At 58.6% G+C, this 15,042-nt stretch carries 15 protein-coding genes and 1 tRNA gene; 6 read left to right on the forward strand and 10 right to left on the reverse strand.

Annotation, left to right across the window (positions count from 1 at the left end; translation table 11 throughout):
- Nucleotides 1–24 precede the first annotated feature (24 nt).
- On the forward strand, nucleotides 25–1,347 hold the full coding sequence (locus ABIT12_RS09600) for an extracellular solute-binding protein (protein WP_348045100.1): 1,323 nt from the start codon (nucleotides 25–27) through the stop codon (nucleotides 1,345–1,347).
- 76 nt (nucleotides 1,348–1,423) lie between these two features.
- On the opposite strand, the gene ABIT12_RS09605 is transcribed toward ABIT12_RS09600, so the two are convergent.
- A complete protein-coding gene (locus ABIT12_RS09605) occupies nucleotides 1,424–2,266 on the reverse strand; it encodes a helix-turn-helix transcriptional regulator (protein WP_348045102.1) in 843 nt (280 codons plus the stop codon).
- A 38-nt stretch (nucleotides 2,267–2,304) separates the two neighbouring features.
- Between ABIT12_RS09605 and ABIT12_RS09610 the strand changes: the two genes are divergently transcribed.
- Complete coding sequence (locus tag ABIT12_RS09610; protein WP_348045104.1) at nucleotides 2,305–2,736, forward strand: VOC family protein; 432 nt, start codon at nucleotides 2,305–2,307, stop codon at nucleotides 2,734–2,736.
- Nucleotides 2,737–2,873: 137 nt separating this feature from the next.
- Nucleotides 2,874–2,947, forward strand: a tRNA-Cys gene (locus ABIT12_RS09615).
- An 827-nt stretch (nucleotides 2,948–3,774) separates the two neighbouring features.
- Here the strand turns inward: ABIT12_RS09615 and ABIT12_RS09620 are convergent.
- The 3 genes from ABIT12_RS09620 to ABIT12_RS09630 form a co-directional block, all read right to left on the reverse strand.
- Nucleotides 3,775–4,287, reverse strand: coding sequence for a hypothetical protein (locus tag ABIT12_RS09620; RefSeq protein ID WP_348045106.1), 513 nt, complete (start codon nucleotides 4,285–4,287; stop codon nucleotides 3,775–3,777).
- A gap of 175 nt (nucleotides 4,288–4,462) precedes the next feature.
- Nucleotides 4,463–4,873, reverse strand: a complete 411-nt coding sequence (locus tag ABIT12_RS09625) for a hypothetical protein (RefSeq protein WP_348045108.1) — start codon at nucleotides 4,871–4,873, stop codon at nucleotides 4,463–4,465.
- Between the two features lie 5 nt (nucleotides 4,874–4,878).
- Nucleotides 4,879–5,037 carry a hypothetical protein gene (locus ABIT12_RS09630; protein WP_348045110.1) on the reverse strand — a complete coding sequence of 53 codons (159 nt, stop codon included), beginning with the start codon at nucleotides 5,035–5,037 and terminating at the stop codon, nucleotides 4,879–4,881.
- A gap of 548 nt (nucleotides 5,038–5,585) precedes the next feature.
- On the opposite strand from ABIT12_RS09630, the gene ABIT12_RS09635 reads away from it, so the two are divergent.
- Entirely contained in the window at nucleotides 5,586–5,918 is a 333-nt protein-coding gene (locus ABIT12_RS09635) for a hypothetical protein (protein WP_348045112.1), read from the forward strand.
- A 384-nt stretch (nucleotides 5,919–6,302) separates the two neighbouring features.
- The gene (locus tag ABIT12_RS09640; protein ID WP_348045117.1) at nucleotides 6,303–7,715 is read left to right on the forward strand and encodes a helicase HerA-like domain-containing protein; all 1,413 of its coding nucleotides are present in this window, start codon (nucleotides 6,303–6,305) and stop codon (nucleotides 7,713–7,715) included.
- Here the strand turns inward: ABIT12_RS09640 and ABIT12_RS09645 are convergent.
- Nucleotides 7,712–7,843: a hypothetical protein gene (locus tag ABIT12_RS09645; protein ID WP_348045119.1), complete on the reverse strand. Its 132-nt coding sequence runs from the start codon at nucleotides 7,841–7,843 to the stop codon at nucleotides 7,712–7,714. The two genes, ABIT12_RS09640 and ABIT12_RS09645, sit on opposite strands and share 4 nt — an antisense overlap.
- A 234-nt stretch (nucleotides 7,844–8,077) precedes the next feature.
- Between ABIT12_RS09645 and ABIT12_RS09650 the strand changes: the two genes are divergently transcribed.
- Complete coding sequence (locus ABIT12_RS09650; protein ID WP_348045121.1) at nucleotides 8,078–10,072, forward strand: alginate lyase family protein; 1,995 nt, start codon at nucleotides 8,078–8,080, stop codon at nucleotides 10,070–10,072.
- A gap of 1,301 nt (nucleotides 10,073–11,373) precedes the next feature.
- Here the strand turns inward: ABIT12_RS09650 and ABIT12_RS09655 are convergent.
- The 5 genes from ABIT12_RS09655 to ABIT12_RS09675 all read right to left on the reverse strand — a co-directional run bounded on the left by ABIT12_RS09655 (nucleotide 11,374) and on the right by ABIT12_RS09675 (nucleotide 15,042).
- Nucleotides 11,374–12,399 (reverse strand): hypothetical protein, encoded by a 1,026-nt coding sequence (locus ABIT12_RS09655; RefSeq protein ID WP_348045123.1) that lies wholly within the window; start codon nucleotides 12,397–12,399, stop codon nucleotides 11,374–11,376.
- Nucleotides 12,396–13,025 carry a hypothetical protein gene (locus ABIT12_RS09660; protein ID WP_348045125.1) on the reverse strand — a complete coding sequence of 210 codons (630 nt, stop codon included), beginning with the start codon at nucleotides 13,023–13,025 and terminating at the stop codon, nucleotides 12,396–12,398. The genes ABIT12_RS09655 and ABIT12_RS09660 overlap by 4 nt, the downstream gene beginning before the upstream one ends.
- A gap of 137 nt (nucleotides 13,026–13,162) precedes the next feature.
- Nucleotides 13,163–14,536: a hypothetical protein gene (locus tag ABIT12_RS09665; protein ID WP_348045127.1), complete on the reverse strand. Its 1,374-nt coding sequence runs from the start codon at nucleotides 14,534–14,536 to the stop codon at nucleotides 13,163–13,165.
- 3 nt (nucleotides 14,537–14,539) lie between these two features.
- The gene (locus ABIT12_RS09670) at nucleotides 14,540–14,698 is read right to left on the reverse strand and encodes a hypothetical protein (RefSeq protein WP_348045129.1); all 159 of its coding nucleotides are present in this window, start codon (nucleotides 14,696–14,698) and stop codon (nucleotides 14,540–14,542) included.
- Nucleotides 14,695–15,042 (reverse strand): phage tail assembly protein, encoded by a 348-nt coding sequence (locus tag ABIT12_RS09675; RefSeq protein WP_348045131.1) that lies wholly within the window; start codon nucleotides 15,040–15,042, stop codon nucleotides 14,695–14,697. The genes ABIT12_RS09670 and ABIT12_RS09675 overlap by 4 nt, the downstream gene beginning before the upstream one ends.

The raw sequence follows: 15,042 nt of genomic DNA on the forward strand, positions 1-15,042 counted from the left end.
CGACTACTAGGAGGAGAGACTATAATGACGAAGTTTATCAAGGGCCTGGTCCTGGCTGCGGTGTCTGCCGCAACCCTGGCGGCCGCGGTCCCGGCTTATGCCCAGACTGAAATCACCGTGCAGCGCTTCTTCGGCACCTGCGACGCCGATTTCGGCACCAACACCGACGTTTCCAAGTCGGCGGGCGAGTGCGGTATCATCACCTCGCAGATCAATAAGTTCAACGCTGACAATCCGGACATCAAGGTCACCGTCAACTCGGTCGAATGGCCTGGCTATGACCAGCTGACCGCGCAGATGGCTTCGGGCGAGCCACCTGATCTGGTCACCATGCATGAATCGGTGATTTCCGATTATCAGTCCAAGGGTCAGCTCGAGCCAATCGATGACGTGCTCAAGGCCGCCGGCATCGATCCAGCAGCGTTCACCGCTGCCGGTCGCGATGGCGTGACCAAGGATGGCAAGATCTATGCCCTCCCGATCGATTCCCATGCCATTCTTTGGCACATCAACCTGAACCTGTTCAAGCAAGCCGATCTGATCAATGCCGACGGCACCCCAAAGCTGCCGACCTCCGTTGACGAACTGATCGCTGAAGCCAAGCAGTTCAAGGAAAAGACCGGCAAGCCGTTCCTGGTGCAGGCAACTGCCAACGAAAAGGCGATGTTCACCCGCGCGATGTACATCTACCTGAACCAGCAGAAGTCCGACTATTTTGCTGATCCAACCAAGATCAATCTGACCACGCCCGAAGCCAAGAAGGTCGTTCAGATGATGAAAGACATCTATGATCAGGACCTGACCACCAAGGATCAGGATTACCCGGCCATGGTTGCCGGCTTCGCCAATGGCGACGGCGGCGTCGAAGTGAACGGCACCTGGGTTATCGGCGACCTGGACACCCTGTCCAAGCAGGAAGGCAACCCGCTTTCCGGTGGTTACACCGTGTACCCGCTGCCGCAGCTGTTTGGTGGCGAACCGTCCTACTATTCGGACGGCCATTCGTGGGCCATGCCCAAGAAGGACCGCTCGCCTGAACAGCTTGCTGCTATCGGCAAGTTCCTGAAGTTCATGGCTGATGATGACTATGATTGGTCGCGTACCGGCCACATCCCCGGCATCCAGGCGGTTCTGGACTCGGCCGAGTTCAAAGCCCTGCCGCACCGCGATACCATCCTGTCGATCGCTTCGATCGCCAAGGCTCTGCCGTCCGCCGTGCAGCGTCAGTTCGCCATTCAGGACATCCTGGGTGAAGAAGTTGCTTCTGCCGTTACCGGCCAGAAGGACATCGACGCAGCCCTGGCCGACGCTCAGTCGCGCATCAACGATCTGCTCGCCAACCTCTAGTAAAATCGGCCCCATCGCGCTTCGGCGCGGTGGGGTTTTCGACCGAACCAAACCGCGTCAGTAATGTCGCGGTTTTTTAGTATGCCGTTTTTTCGGTTAGCGTCTTTTTGTATTGCAGTGGCGTGCTGCCCAGCACCGTCTTGAAATCGGTGATGAAATGCTGCTGGCTGCTATAGCCCAAGGCATAGGCCATATCGGCCCAATCGGGGGTATCCCCCTCACGGATTTGCTGTGCCGCCGCCAGCAGCCGATGGCGCTGCAACAGCCATTTCAGGCCGATGCCCAGATAGTCGCGGAAGATCTGCTGCAGCCAGCGCTCGCTTTTGCCATAGGCCGCCGCCACGGCCGCGACCGTCTGCAACGCCTCGTCCGTTTCAATAGCGGCAATGATGGTGTTGACCAGCGCGATATTGGCGTCCGGCTCGGGCAGGGCGGCTTGCAGGCACCGCGTCATCTCGGCCAGCGCCGCATCATCGTCCTTGGCCAGAATGGCGGCGATGCCGGCGGCGTCCGCCCATGGGAACACTTTGGTCAGGCTGACCACCTTGTCCTGCAGATCGGCCATCTTGCCGGTCCAGAACGCGTGAAAGGCGCCGGGACGAAAGCGTACCCCCAGGATTCTGCCGCTGCCGGCAGCCGAATAGGTCCGCTTGCCGCGAAACGTGCCCTGAATTCCTGATTCCTGCGCGGACAGGAATACGTCGACATAGGGCCGGTGCATCACCTCGTCGGAATTGTAGTGGCCCAGTGCGCTGTCCCACCGGATGAGCCAGAAATGCTCAACGAAAGGGCCCAGGTCCGCCGGCGGCTGTACCGTGCGGAACTGCACATGCCGTTCGAACCCGGCCGGATCGAGCCGGCCGCGTGGCTCGTAAACCTCTGCGGGTTTTTGAAATACCGCCTTTGATCCATCGGTCATTGTGCGTGCATCACCTTAACGAGGAAAGGAAACTACCGATGAGCAACAAGCACTTCCTGCGCGGCATGGCCACCGTCAACTACTTCGCCAACGATATGAAGGCGGCCCGCGACTGGTATGCCGAACTGTTCGGCGTCGCCGCCTACTTCCAGATGCCGAGTGTCGAAAATCCCGCCTATGTGGAATTCCGGATCGGCGATGACGAGGACGAATTCGGCATCATCGACCGCCGCTATGCCCCCGAAGCCATGCAGGCCGGTCCCGGCGGCGCGATCCTGCTTTGGCATGTCGATGACGTTGAAAGCGCCTTTGCCCGCCTGATCGCCCTGGGCGCCAAGGAATATGACCCGATCACCAAGCGTGGCGAATCCGGCTTCGTTACCGCTTCGGTGCTCGACCCCTTCGGCAATGTCCTGGGCATCATGTACAATCCACATCACGTGCAGATGCGGGACGCGCGCAAAGTCTGACCAGGCAGGACGTTCGGCGAATTTCCAGGCCACCCGCATGCCACCCGCATGCGGGTGGAATGATTAGGCATCGTTGGCAGAAACCGCATCCTTGCTCTTGCGCCAACCCCCGGCCTGTCCTAGAAACCGCCTCCAGAGGCCACGTGGCGGAGTGGTGACGCAGCGGATTGCAAATCCGCGTACTCCGGTTCAATTCCGGACGTGGCCTCCAACAAATTTCCCAATAAATTCAAATACTTGTGGTGCTTGCGGGTAGTCCGCGTAGCCCTTCTTTGTCGCATCGATGTTGCATTGCGCTCTCCAGCATTTCCGGGGGTTTCTCGACAGCCTCGGCGAATCCATGCGACATAAAGTGCGACATGGGGGCTTACAATGGGCAGTCGGTTTTTTGCGATCGCGTTGATTCTATCATTTACCGTCTCGGCGGCTTCCGCCCAGCACGGCCAATGCAACATTAAAGGCAACATCAACACTCGGGGCGAGCGCATCTACCATTTGCCTGGCCAAAAATATTACAACGAAACCAAGATTAGCGCGTCCCACGGAGAACGCTGGTTCTGTTCCGAGGAAGAAGCGCGAGATGCTGGATGGCGCCGTTCTAGGGTATGAGCAGTAGAGTTGAGTCATGGGGACGGGGATGGTTAGAGAATTAGCTTTATGGGCCATTGCCCTAAACCTTGTCGGAGTTCTCGGCCTTTTTGCGTTCGGAGCGCCTTTTAGGATCCCTCTTGGGGGCGCCGACATCGTCGTTTTAGGATCTTCGCCGCGTGGTCAAAAGATAGACTTAGCGTTTGCGATACTGGCTTGGCTCTCGCTTCTCTGCGTTATCGTTGGCAGCGCTTTGCAAGCCTACACCGTCTGGCTCACACCTTGACGGCTGGTAGAGGCTACCTCTGCGATCTGAAGTAAGAGCGCGTGAATCCCGGCCGGTCAGGACTTAACGAAGGACACCAACTGGGATCTGAGCAAGGTCGAGCCCTCGGGTCGATCTCGCTGGTGCCCAACTACCCCAGAGATCAAAGAAGACGCGGAAAAATTTCAACGAGAGCTGATGGGTCCGCTTTGTCTTTCAATCTCGTCAGCGCTTGTCGTCCAAGGCTTACCCTTGTGCATGCCCCCCGATGAATCCTCTGCTACGGGCGTTAGGGTAACCATTGTTGATCGCCCACTCTTACTCAAGGCTCTGGCGACGTCGATATAGGCGTAGGTTTTAGTAGCAGATTGGCCGTCAGTTAACGTAACTGGCAACCCTGTATCAGGCACGCCGGGGAATGTGCTTCCGGCCATCGAAACCAGTTTCCCGCCTCCCGGAACCAAAATGTACATGGTCGTGACGGCGATCGGACGATGTCCCGTGTTTGTCGCCTCAATTTGCACGTATGGGTTACCGATGGTTCCGTCGAAGTAGGTTGGCATGACCGTATTCATTGCGACCCGCATGGTGCGCCGCTCGCGCCGGTCTGCCTGAACGTAGTTGAAAATGGAAAGCGCAGCTCCGAACACGCCAAGCGCAAGCAATACTAGGTCTCGAATTACTTCAAAAGCGGTCAATTGATTCCCCAAGTCGCAAGCCACAACCCAAGCATGTAACATACAATTCAGCGTAACCGCGGCCGGCGCGCGCTAGTTTTGTTGAAATCCCCATCCAGAATGATCCTGTGTTGTTCCGACCTGCGGCGTCGATAGGGCCGTTTTCGGCGTTCGGCACGGGGTCGTGAGAGCATGGCTATGCCGCTCGCTGGGACTTCTGTGCCTTACGGTCATAACGACCATCGGTTACGGCATCATAGAGGTCGTCGAAAACGAGTGCGCTTTCCAGCACATGGCAAATGATCTGGTCGAGCGTGAGGTCGCGTTCATCTGCGCAGCGCTGGATCATGTCCCGTTGCCATGAGGGCAGATGAACTGGAACAATCGTCTCCCGGGCCCTGGCGGGCAGAACCTGCGCCCGACGGGCCTGGCCCTTCACAGTTCCTTCGGTCGTGCCATCACCCACAATGGCCGCCACGGCTTTGGCCGAGTAGCCCCTGCCAAGCCAGTAACCAATCTGGATTGCCCACAGATTTGGTCGCCGAGGGGCAAATTTCCCGCGTTCGTCAACTTGGAACTCGACGCCTCTGACATTGATGCTTTTCACCCGGGCTACTCCAACAAACTGCCGATGTCGGAAAATAGCGCGATTGGCACCCGTCTGGAATCCCCGGTTGCAGTGAGCAGGCACATCGCTGGCGATTGCAGCTTCATCACGAAGGCCGAGAATTCCGAGGTTCTGTCGAGCGTTGAGACCAGTTTCACGCCCATCGCTTCATCCTCCGCTGAACCCTCGGGGCTGAACCCCCTATGAAACAAAAATTGAGCGCGAAAGGGGGGTCGGGTGCCGCCCCCTGTCCCACCGCCCCTCGTACGGTCCCTAAACCCCTCGCAAAGCGGTCTGCGGAGGCCACTGGCGGGCGTTGGTGTCTTGTCGTTTGCTTGACGACGGCTGGCGTGGCGCGCTTGTGGGCACGGGGCTTGTGCAGATGAGGTGCCGAAGTGCTGGCCAGTGGCTTGGTCGAGTGGGTCGAGCATCGGTGTGCCGCCTTCTACCGCTCAAGCTGCTGGCCCGTCGCGCCGGCGGCGCTGGTCTACGGCGGATATGCCTATGGACAGGAACTTTGCATTACGCAGATGGGCCTCTTCATCACGCAGTTGGGGGAAGCGCGTCGTTGAGCTAGGAGGAGTGGTATAGGATGGCGCCAGAGGCTCGACAGCATAGGCGTGACGCAGCGCATGTGCACGGCGGAGCCGCTGATGCCGCAACTGAACGTAAAGCTCGTTCGGCCACAGGCGTTCGGACTAAAGGGGGCAGCATGCGGCGACGATTAAGCGGATTTCCTTTCGTTGTTGTTCTGTCGTCGGCAGGCGTCATAGTGGCATGGTTCGAAGTCTGGCTGGCCCTTTCATCGGGGCAAATCCGGACCAGGCATGGGAATATAGTCAGTGCCGCGGGGGACCCGATCCTGTTCAACATGGCGGTGGCCTGGTGGATTGCCATTGCAACGATCGCGACAGCCTTTGTCTTGTTGCTGCTGCTGATCATTATTGGGCTTGCCTATGACGCGTGGTTGCGCCCGCGCCGGGTTTGGGTACCCAAGGATGCACCGCCGGTTGATCCCGTCGTCCAGCAAAAGGACGAGCGGTAGTTGGGCGGTCATTGCCCCTAGGCTTCTAACAGCCAGCAAGGCCTAGGTGAGGCTTACCGGCCAACCCCAATCGATCTAACACCGGCTCCCAGTCGGCCAGCATCGATAAAGACCACCCCCGCAATTTCAAAAGCAGACCGCAGTGAGCTTAACGTGGCGGCCCGAGGCGCTCGGGCCTCTCGCTCGAAATCCACGATGGTGCGCAGCGCCACTTTCGACGCCTTTGATAGCTCGTCTCGAGACCAGTCCAGAAGGCCTCTGGCAGCGCGACATTGAGCCGGTGAAATAGCGTTCTTTTCCGCCAAAATTGCACGTTTTATGTTGACTATGGACATGCATGAATTACACTTTTTGTGTGTACTTTCAAGCGATATGGACAGCCTCATGAACATCGAGATCGGCAAGACAGGCGACGGTCGTTCCATCGGTCTCCCGCTTAAGTTTGCGAACCGGCACGGGCTGATCACGGGAGCCACGGGAACCGGGAAGTCGTGTTCGCTCCAGCGCCTAGCCGAGGAATTCTCAGCGGCCGGTGTCCCGGTGTTCGCCGCCGATATCAAAGGTGACCTGTCCGGCATTGCTACTGTGGCCCCGGTGACGTTTTGGGATGTGTTTGGCCGCAAGGGCCATCCCATCCGGACTTCAGTTCAGGACATGGGGCCGGTGCTGCTGGCCCGGATGCTCAATTTGAACGAGGCGCAAGCCGGTACGCTGGCCATCGCGCTTAAGCGCGCCGAGGACCAGGCCGACTTCCTGCTCACGCTGGATGACCTGCGTTGGCAGCTGCAGGACATGTACGAGGACCGGGAGACGGTCTGCCAAGTCTATGGGAACATTACCGCTGCATCCATTGCCACCATCCAGCGCAATATCCTGACGCTGGAGCAACAGGGCGGCGCTCACCTGTTCGGCGAACCGCCGTTCGATATCCGCGACCTGATGCGGGTAGTGAACGGTAGTGAAGGCCAGTCGAAGGGCGTGGTGAACCTGCTGCACGCTGATCAGCTGATGGAAGCCCCGCAGCTCTATGGCACACTGCTCTACTGGATGCTGACCGAGCTATTCCGCAAGCTGCCCGAAATGGGCGATCTGGAAAAGCCGCGCATGGTGTTCTTCTTCGACGAGGCGCATTTGCTGTTCAAGGATGCGCCCAAGCACCTGGTCGACTCCATCGAGCGCATCGTTCGGCTTGTGCGGTCCAAAGGGATCGGCGTCTACTTCGTCACCCAGTCACCGTCCGACGTGCCGGACGGCGTGCTGGCCCAGTTGGGCAACCGTATCCAGCACGCCCTGCGCGCCTATACGCCCAAGGAACAGCGGTTCGTGAAAGCGGCAGCTCGCGCGTTCCGTCCCAACAAGGATGTGGACGTCGAAAAGGCCGTTCTGGAAATGGGCGTGGGCGAAGCGCTGATATCCACATTGGTGGACGATGGCGTGCCGATGCCGGTGGAGCGGATCAGGGTGACAATGCCCGCCGGCCAGGTCGGGCCGATATCGGATCTTGAGCGCTCGGTGATCATCGAGAAGTCAGCCCTGCGCGTGACCTATCCCGCAATGGTGGAGGGTGCCCGGCATGTGTGGGAGTTCCAGCAGCGCCAGCGCGCAGCGCGTGGGCTGGATGCCCTGCCGCCGCTGGAATACCGGCCCCAGCAGGCAATGACGATGGACGAGGTGCTGGCGCCGCTCACGCGGATGCACCAGCGGCCGGCGCGAAATTATGGGCGGGAGTTGTTTGTCGGGACGGTCCTGATGGCCGCCGCCGGCGTCATGCTGATGGTCGCTACTTCGCTCGGCTAGCTGACGAACCACGGCTCAATACCGATCTCGTTCAGCCGAACGGCGACCTTGCCAGCGGCATAGTCCTTGTGACGCTTGAAGGTGGCAAGCGCCCATCCGGTGCGCTGGCATAAGGCCTTCTCCGTCACGCCGTGGTGCTTGCACATCACCCAAGCGACTAGGGCTTCGCGCGTGCATCCGGAGGCGGGAAGTTAGCCGTCAACTATGTCGGTTGCGCAACGCCCCTGGCGTCCCTCCGTCCGAGTAGTGCCAGCTCAGCAGGACTTCTAGCGTGCTAAAATCGTCGCGTGCTCTCAAGTGCACAATGTGTATTGACTTAGCGTTCGCCGCCCGGTCAGCCTGCGTCATTGATGGGGTCGAAAATGAAGTTACTTTTTGCAATCGTATCTTTGGTTTTTATGCTGATGGCCGCGCCTGCATTTGCAGATATGCTTTGTGTCCAGCGGCAACTTGCCAATCTGGGGTATCAGCCGGGTACAGTTGACGGCGCGATTGGCAGCAAAACGTTAAGCGCAGCGGCGAGTTTTCTAGCAGATTTCAAGGTAGATTTACCCGTCCTCGACGCCAGCAGCAGTGGGGCGTGGTGCGACGCCCTTAACACCGCTGCACAATCGGCCGATGGCATTTCCAAACGTTTTGACGTCACATCAGAACCGTCTGGTGTGCTCTCCCCAGCAGCCACCGAGAAGCTGTGGTCTCTGTATAAGCATATTTCTGAGTGCCTGATTTTCGATACCGTCCCGGGCGGGAAGGCCGTTTCATTCCCGATGACCGTCCTTCGCCCGCAGGAGCTGATTTCAGCATCTTGGCACACCCCCTTTTCCAACCAGGTGATTGGGGCGCCGGCCTGCAAGATTGATGTTCCCAACTTCTCGTATCCGCCGCCTCCAATCCCGGTAGTTAAGCTTGACGAGCGTTATGGCGAGCGACAGGCAACAGTTGATAATGCGCTAGTATGGTTTGAGCGAGCGGCAACCTATGTCCGTTATTCTGGCGATCCTGTGGCAAGAACGGCGCTCAAGGCCGCCATTATTAAATGGGCCGAAACCAACTCTCTGACCAAGGGAATAAATGTCAGTTGGGGTAGCAAACCGATTGACTACCAAATGCTCGCGACTGTCCTCGGACTGTTGACAGCGACTTCAGAGGTTGCCCAGGATTTGTCACCTCAGGAGCGGGTCATTGTCGGCACTTGGCTAAACGGATTGATCAAGAATGCAGCCGACAGTCGGTGGAAAGACCGAACTGACAACAAAGATTACATGCGGACCTATTTAGGAATGCTATGGGGTGTAATCGTCGGTGACGATAAACCAGTGCGCGATGGTATTGAGGTTTACAAACGCGCTATCCATGACATGCGACCTGACGGGAGCTTCCCGATCGATAGCCAACGTGGAGGAATGGGCGTTCAGTACAACGGTATGGCAGCAAACAGTTTGTTGTTGATTGCCATAGAGATGAAGAAGACCTTTGGCCTCGATCTTTTCAACTATTCAGTCGATGGGCGCTCAGTTCACACGGCCATAGATTTCTTGATCAGGTCGATCCAAGAGCCTGGTCAAACCAACAGGATTTACGCAATTTCTTGTCCGGAGAGCGGCGACCGTTGGGGAACGATCGAAGCGCCGTCTACAGACTTTTTCCAACATGTCAGTGGCCTGCTTGTCTACGCGGACCTCTTTCCAGAGGACGAGAACGCCCCATGGATCCGGCAATTCTTTGCTGAAAGTATGAAAACGGCCAGTATCACTGAACGAGCCGGAGGCGCCCCTGCCTGTCAATTCGCAACGCCTACGCAAGTTGCCTTCTCCGGACCATCTATTGAAATCGCACCGGTGGCAGTGACACCGGCACCGAAACTTGCGCTGGTGACCCGTGAAGAAATTGCCGAGGAAAAAGGGATGACGGGTCAGGTGGACTCATTGTTCACTACTCGTATTGAGGGCGCACCCAACGGACAGAACGTCGTCCGCTATAACCTTAAAGGGCCTTTCAACATCTTTAAAAAGACGTTCTACGGGCTTCAGTTCGTAGTTCGGGGTAATCTGCCCGAAGCCTCAGCCAAGCCGATAGTGGCTTGCGGCGCGGGGTTCGACATTAAGCGATATGAAGATGGCAAGCCCAACCTGCAACTTAAACCTGCGCTGGATAAAGGGGAGTTTGTTTTTCCCGATCTATCCTGCGTCGAACCGTACTTAACGCCAGACGTCAAGTTCATGGCCAGGTTTCTTAAGGGTTCTTTCCGCGATATCGCTATTAGCATGATCGGCGACGGGTCCGTCAGTCTCCTTGGACATACTGGATTACAAGTGTGGATGCAGAAAGTCGCTGACGGGGATATTGTGCTAAGATAGTCCACGCGACAAAGCCACATCTTGCCATAGACCCAGGCGTCTAGCAGAAGGCTTGGCGTCGTCGCCCAGAGGCTCGCGCGGCAGCCGGCGTCGTACGCAACCCCACCGGACTGTCGGCATGCGGACGTAGATTCGGCCCCCAAGTCGGTTGGTTGGTGGAGTGTCAGCTCCTTCAATCAAGCCCCGGTTGGGAAGCCAGCTTACCCCACGCATCATTCCATAAAGATCGATGCTGCAACGAGACCACAACGCGACTGAAGCCATAGCGCTCCGCGATGACCGCAGCATGGTCAAGAGCGACGGCGGGGTCGAATGGGCCTTCAGAGCGTGCATGGAACCTGCCGGCCTGAAACATGCGCTCCGGCCAACAGACCGAGGCCGTTGGTGGTTGTCGGGACAGACCGGCCGCCTCGAGGATATGATAATCACTGCCAATCCGAACTGTGACCGCGTCGGCCGCAACCTCGCCATGGCCGGTTGTCCAACGGTAATGTCGAAGCATTTGTCCCTGCGAAGTTGGAGGCTTTTGGGCTTCGATTTTCTGATCAGCAATCCGGCCAGTTATGGACACGATTGACCACTTCGTGCGGATAGCACTTCGCGCCTGAGCCTGAGCCCGAATTGGAGCCCGATGAGCTGCCCGTTGAGGGATACGACGCTTGGCCAGCTGCAAAGCCACCAACGACACTCGCCAAAATGTTTATGGCGTCTGCTGAGTCTATCTTCGGCCCAGAGCTACGGTCACGGTTGTCTTCCGCCTGTTTTTGTTTCCAGGCTTTGTATTTACTATTTACGTCTGCCAAGGCTTTGCGATGGTCGACCAGATCTGTTTGGCTATACGGCGACTTTGAGCAGTTTCGGAGTGAAGTTTCGATCTTTCGAACATTTCCGGTTCGATAGTTGAGCCAAGGTCTGTAGGGGTCCGGATCGTTCCGCAATCCGCTCAACAACACCTGAAAATCTTTGTCCTCCGACGTTTTCCTTGCCGCGGGGGAGCAAATGGCTGGGCCGCTCAAAGCGGCTGAACTGCCGGAAGAACTAGACTGACTGGTGGACGCACAACCAGTAAGCAGTAGGGTAACAAGCGGCAGAACGGCGACTATCCGGTTCATAGTTTGGCTCACAAAATGATTGAAACAATTGGAAATTTACTCTGATCGCGCAGAGCTCTTACCGGAATTTTTCGGTCAATTGTGAGAATCTTCATCAAAGCGGTTTAGCGCGACCCGCTTCGGTGAGGGAATAGTTTGGACCGCCGTCGATGATCTCAGTGTCCAGCAACCGCAACTTTGCCAGCGAGGCTACCGATCATCCCGGCCGGCGCCGGCTGCTGGAAGCGAAAGATCGAGCGCAGTCGTAAAACCCGATCCCTTGCCCAGCGAGTGGGTCACGCTGTCGATCGCATAGGATCCATCAATGCCGGGCCGCGCGCCGCTGAGAATGAATTGTGCCTCAGGCTCGGCCGCATAGTCGCCGATGATCGTGGCGCTGCCGTCGCCCCGGTCTCGCTGAACGTGACGAGAAGCGGCATTTGATCGTTGCTCGGCGTTGGCCTGATTGGCGCTGCCGAGAAGAGAGCGGAAGTCCACATCGATGTTGGCCCCTTCGACCAATTGCTCGACCTCCCGCCATTTGGCAGAATTTATGTCGTAGTGACGGCCACGCACCGCACTGAATTGCGGCCGACCGCGCACCGGTGAAATGTCCCACTTCAGCAGATTGCTTCCGTAGGCCCCATACACCGGCGAAAGCTGCTGACCGGTGGCCGATATGCCGGCGTTGAGTGGCGCAAAGAAGCCCCGATTGCCAATGATCTTGAACGACGCGCCCAGTTCCCGGGCCATTCTCTGACCCCACGACATGAAGCTCTCGTGCTGCATGATCCAGAATGGCCGATGCAGATCGCCGACGTCGCCGGCAACAGTGACTGAGAGCCCAGCCTTCTGACCCCAGTCCTGCGCCACGTCGCCGAACGTCTTGTCGTGGGCAGTGCGAAGCCCTGGGGCCTTCACTTTGGATTTGTTGTCCACGGACGAGGCGGCGATCGTTAGCGTGTGACCGGAAGACTTTTCGCCTTGAGACCGAACCGTGTCGACGAACCCCTCGAAGACTTGCCCCATGCCGTTGCCTGTGTGGCCAAGTTCAATGACGACGACCGCCCCAGTCGCTGGCATCAAAGTTGATCCATCTGGATCGGCCAGGGTCATCTGCGCTTCGTCGGCCTCCTGCCTCGCATGGCGAGACACCGAGACGCTGAGCAGGGTGGGTTGCCACCGGCTCGTCACGTCTTGGCCCGCAACCACCACTTTGAAGGCGCTTTCGATCATGGCTGGAAGGCTCCATCGCTAAAACTGTTCAGGCTGCCGATGGTTTTGCTTCCCCCATTACCAACAGGGCCGGCCAATTTGCTTTGGAGCGCGAGGGCGTGCTGAAGGAGGGCGATGAACGCCCTCAAATTGGTCATATCCACCAGCGGCTTCAGAGTGGTGTTCAGCGCTTCCAGTTTCGCCTTGGTCGCATCCGCTTCCGTGCCGGCCTGCTGCATATGCGACGTATCTACGGTGGTTATGTCAGGGTTCAGTGTGCTTTGAACGCCGCCGGCACGAAGGTTGTCGTAGGGGGACGACAACTGGGCGTGAGGCGCGGCAGGTTGACCATCGCCGTATATAGTTCGTCCGAGTCCAGGGTCGAGGAAATCGACAAGATTGCGGTCCCACGACTTAGATGGGTCGGGCATTTTAAGCGCGCCCTGGTCCTGCGCCAGCTGGGCTAGGAAACCCAAACCGAGCAAGCTGGAAACAGTATTGGCAATGCCACCGATCCTGCCGCCTGGCGGCTTCTTGCCCCCTATGCCGCCAGCACCAGCCGCACCGCTGCCAAGGCCGACGGCGGCCTCCTGAAGCATCACTGCGGCGGTCTGGAGCGACGGACCGGCTGTTACGAGGCCCAGCATGCTCTTGCCGGCGAACCACGCGCCAACCCCGCCAAGGCCAACCCCGGCGACACCAAGACCGAGTTGCAGATCGGATGACTCGCGGACCTTGGCCGAGATGGCCTCGATGGTGCTGGCAATGGCGTTGAGCCCGGGAATTATCGTTGGAACGACGTGTTCGCCAATGGCGCCCGCCAGATTGCTGAAGGAGTTGCTGACGCCCTGTACCGACGCAAACGGGTCAAGCTGGCGGACCTCTTTTGCAGAATCGAGGCCCGCAGCGTTCGGCAGGCGCTCCGTGACGGTGCGGACATATTGCTGAAACGAGATGATGCTCGATGCGAGGAAATCGGACGATTGCCGATTGCCGGTGATCTCCCCAGCACGCGGCCAAGCTCGATCTTGTCATCGGTGTTCACGCCGTGCGCCTTAAGCGCAGGCACCAGCACGTTGTTGGCCCACAATATCGGGTTTTCGGCGAACTGGTCTTGGCCGATCAGGCCGCTGTCATCAGTCCGGACGCCATACTTCACCTGCGCCGCTTCGGCCTTTTTGCTGGCCCGACCGACAATGAGCTGGTCGAAAACGGCCCGGACCTTCGTGCCGGCGTCGGCACCGGCGGTCTCGCTGGCCATCATGGGCAGCCAGGTCTGGAGGAATTTCGGATCAAGTGTTTTGCCGGCCAGCCGCGCATACTGCAGCATCTGGCGGAAGGCATCGGGTGAGAAGTCGGCGCCAAGTACTTGCTGCAGCCGCATGAAAGCGTCCAGCGCCTGATGGATCGCCTCTGGGGACTGGTTCCAGCCGGCGTTGTCGAGCGCCTTCAAGATGGAATAGGTACCGCTCACGGCGCCATCCGGCCCATACCGGTTCTCCAGCCCGGTCAGCAGTTTCGCAATGTCGTCACCGGCGGCAATGGCGCTGGCGGTATCGGGCATTGAAAGACTAGCTTCTTGCAGCGCCTGCAAAACGTTGGACATGGCCAGGCCGTACTGCGCGGCCAGCTTCTCAGCTGCCGTTTTCAACGAGCCCTGTTCATCCGGCGACAGACCCGCAAAATGACCTTCAGCTTCTACCCGTTGCTGTTCGAACGCCGCGTTGATTCCGCCGCGGAGCACCTGACCGCCCAGGTAAAGCCCCGCAGCGCCGCCGACTGTGATCATGCCAAGCCGTGTCAGTTTGCCAAGGGTAGAACCCAGCGCCTTTGCACTGCGCGCGGTTTCGTCCATTCCGGCGCGGACGCTGGTGAGGTGGCCAAGGACGCCATGGCGCCAGGTGGCGAGGTCAGCGCGCTCCACGCGCCCGGTGATCCCTTTGGCGAGGCGGGAATAGCTTTCAAGAATAGCAGCGGTCTCGCTAGGCGACACCTTGAGCGAATTGAGCTGTCGCTGGAAGCCGGCGCCCCACGGCGCCCGACCCAGGTGTTCCGCGCTGCGCTCAATCCCTTGGAGCGCCCGGCTGATCGCCGGAGCCTTTTCGGTCACGTCCTGCCGCAGCAAGATTTGCAGAATGCCGACGAGAGTGCGGGCCATTGATCAAACTTTCATTTTGGCGCCGGCGAGGCGAGCTTCGAAGCGGGCTCGGTCGGTTTCGATTTCCATGGCGTCCGCATAGCGGTCGCAGATTTCGTTCCAGTCCCATGCCATCACGGCGTCGATCGGCTGATGAAGTGTCGCGCCGATCCTGCTGGTCATTCCTCGCCAGCGCCGGGGGTCGGCCCGTCCGCCTTGCGGAAGCGTTGGGGCAAAAAATCAAGAATTACCTCGTCGAGTTTGAGCAGATCGTCATCGTCCAATGCCGCATATGCCTCTGCTGGAATGGCGACGCCGGGGAACTGGGGCCGCTTGCCGGAGGTGACGAGCTCTTCGGTGTAAGCCTGGACTTCAAGCCCAGTGACGCGGCGAACGGTAACTGTGCGATATTCGACGTCGCCGATCGCGAAGGGGTGCTGCAGCACGATTGAGACTTCACGCGGTTGCGGGTTGAGATAGCGGACGGCTCGGGGTGCATCGGTGGCCGCTGGGGTGAGATCGGACAT

The organism is Devosia sp., assembly GCF_039927955.1.
GTDB lineage: Bacteria > Pseudomonadota > Alphaproteobacteria > Rhizobiales > Devosiaceae > Devosia.

Excerpts from the sequence above, each read along its gene's own strand:
- ABIT12_RS09675 (WP_348045131.1), bottom strand. The coding sequence starts at position 15,042 with ATGTCCGATCTCACCCCAGCGGCCACCGATGCACCCCGAGCCGTCCGC.
- ABIT12_RS09670 (WP_348045129.1), bottom strand. The coding sequence starts at position 14,698 with ATGACCAGCAGGATCGGCGCGACACTTCATCAGCCGATCGACGCCGTG.
- ABIT12_RS09605 (WP_348045102.1), bottom strand. The coding sequence starts at position 2,266 with ATGACCGATGGATCAAAGGCGGTATTTCAAAAACCCGCAGAGGTTTAC.
- ABIT12_RS09640 (WP_348045117.1), top strand. The coding sequence starts at position 6,303 with ATGAACATCGAGATCGGCAAGACAGGCGACGGTCGTTCCATCGGTCTC.
- ABIT12_RS09665 (WP_348045127.1), bottom strand. The coding sequence starts at position 14,536 with ATGGCCCGCACTCTCGTCGGCATTCTGCAAATCTTGCTGCGGCAGGAC.
- ABIT12_RS09660 (WP_348045125.1), bottom strand. The coding sequence starts at position 13,025 with ATGCTGGGCCTCGTAACAGCCGGTCCGTCGCTCCAGACCGCCGCAGTG.
- ABIT12_RS09655 (WP_348045123.1), bottom strand. The coding sequence starts at position 12,399 with ATGATCGAAAGCGCCTTCAAAGTGGTGGTTGCGGGCCAAGACGTGACG.
- ABIT12_RS09610 (WP_348045104.1), top strand. The coding sequence starts at position 2,305 with ATGAGCAACAAGCACTTCCTGCGCGGCATGGCCACCGTCAACTACTTC.
- ABIT12_RS09600 (WP_348045100.1), top strand. The coding sequence starts at position 25 with ATGACGAAGTTTATCAAGGGCCTGGTCCTGGCTGCGGTGTCTGCCGCA.
- ABIT12_RS09630 (WP_348045110.1), bottom strand. The coding sequence starts at position 5,037 with ATGGGCGTGAAACTGGTCTCAACGCTCGACAGAACCTCGGAATTCTCG.
- ABIT12_RS09650 (WP_348045121.1), top strand. The coding sequence starts at position 8,078 with ATGAAGTTACTTTTTGCAATCGTATCTTTGGTTTTTATGCTGATGGCC.
- ABIT12_RS09635 (WP_348045112.1), top strand. The coding sequence starts at position 5,586 with ATGCGGCGACGATTAAGCGGATTTCCTTTCGTTGTTGTTCTGTCGTCG.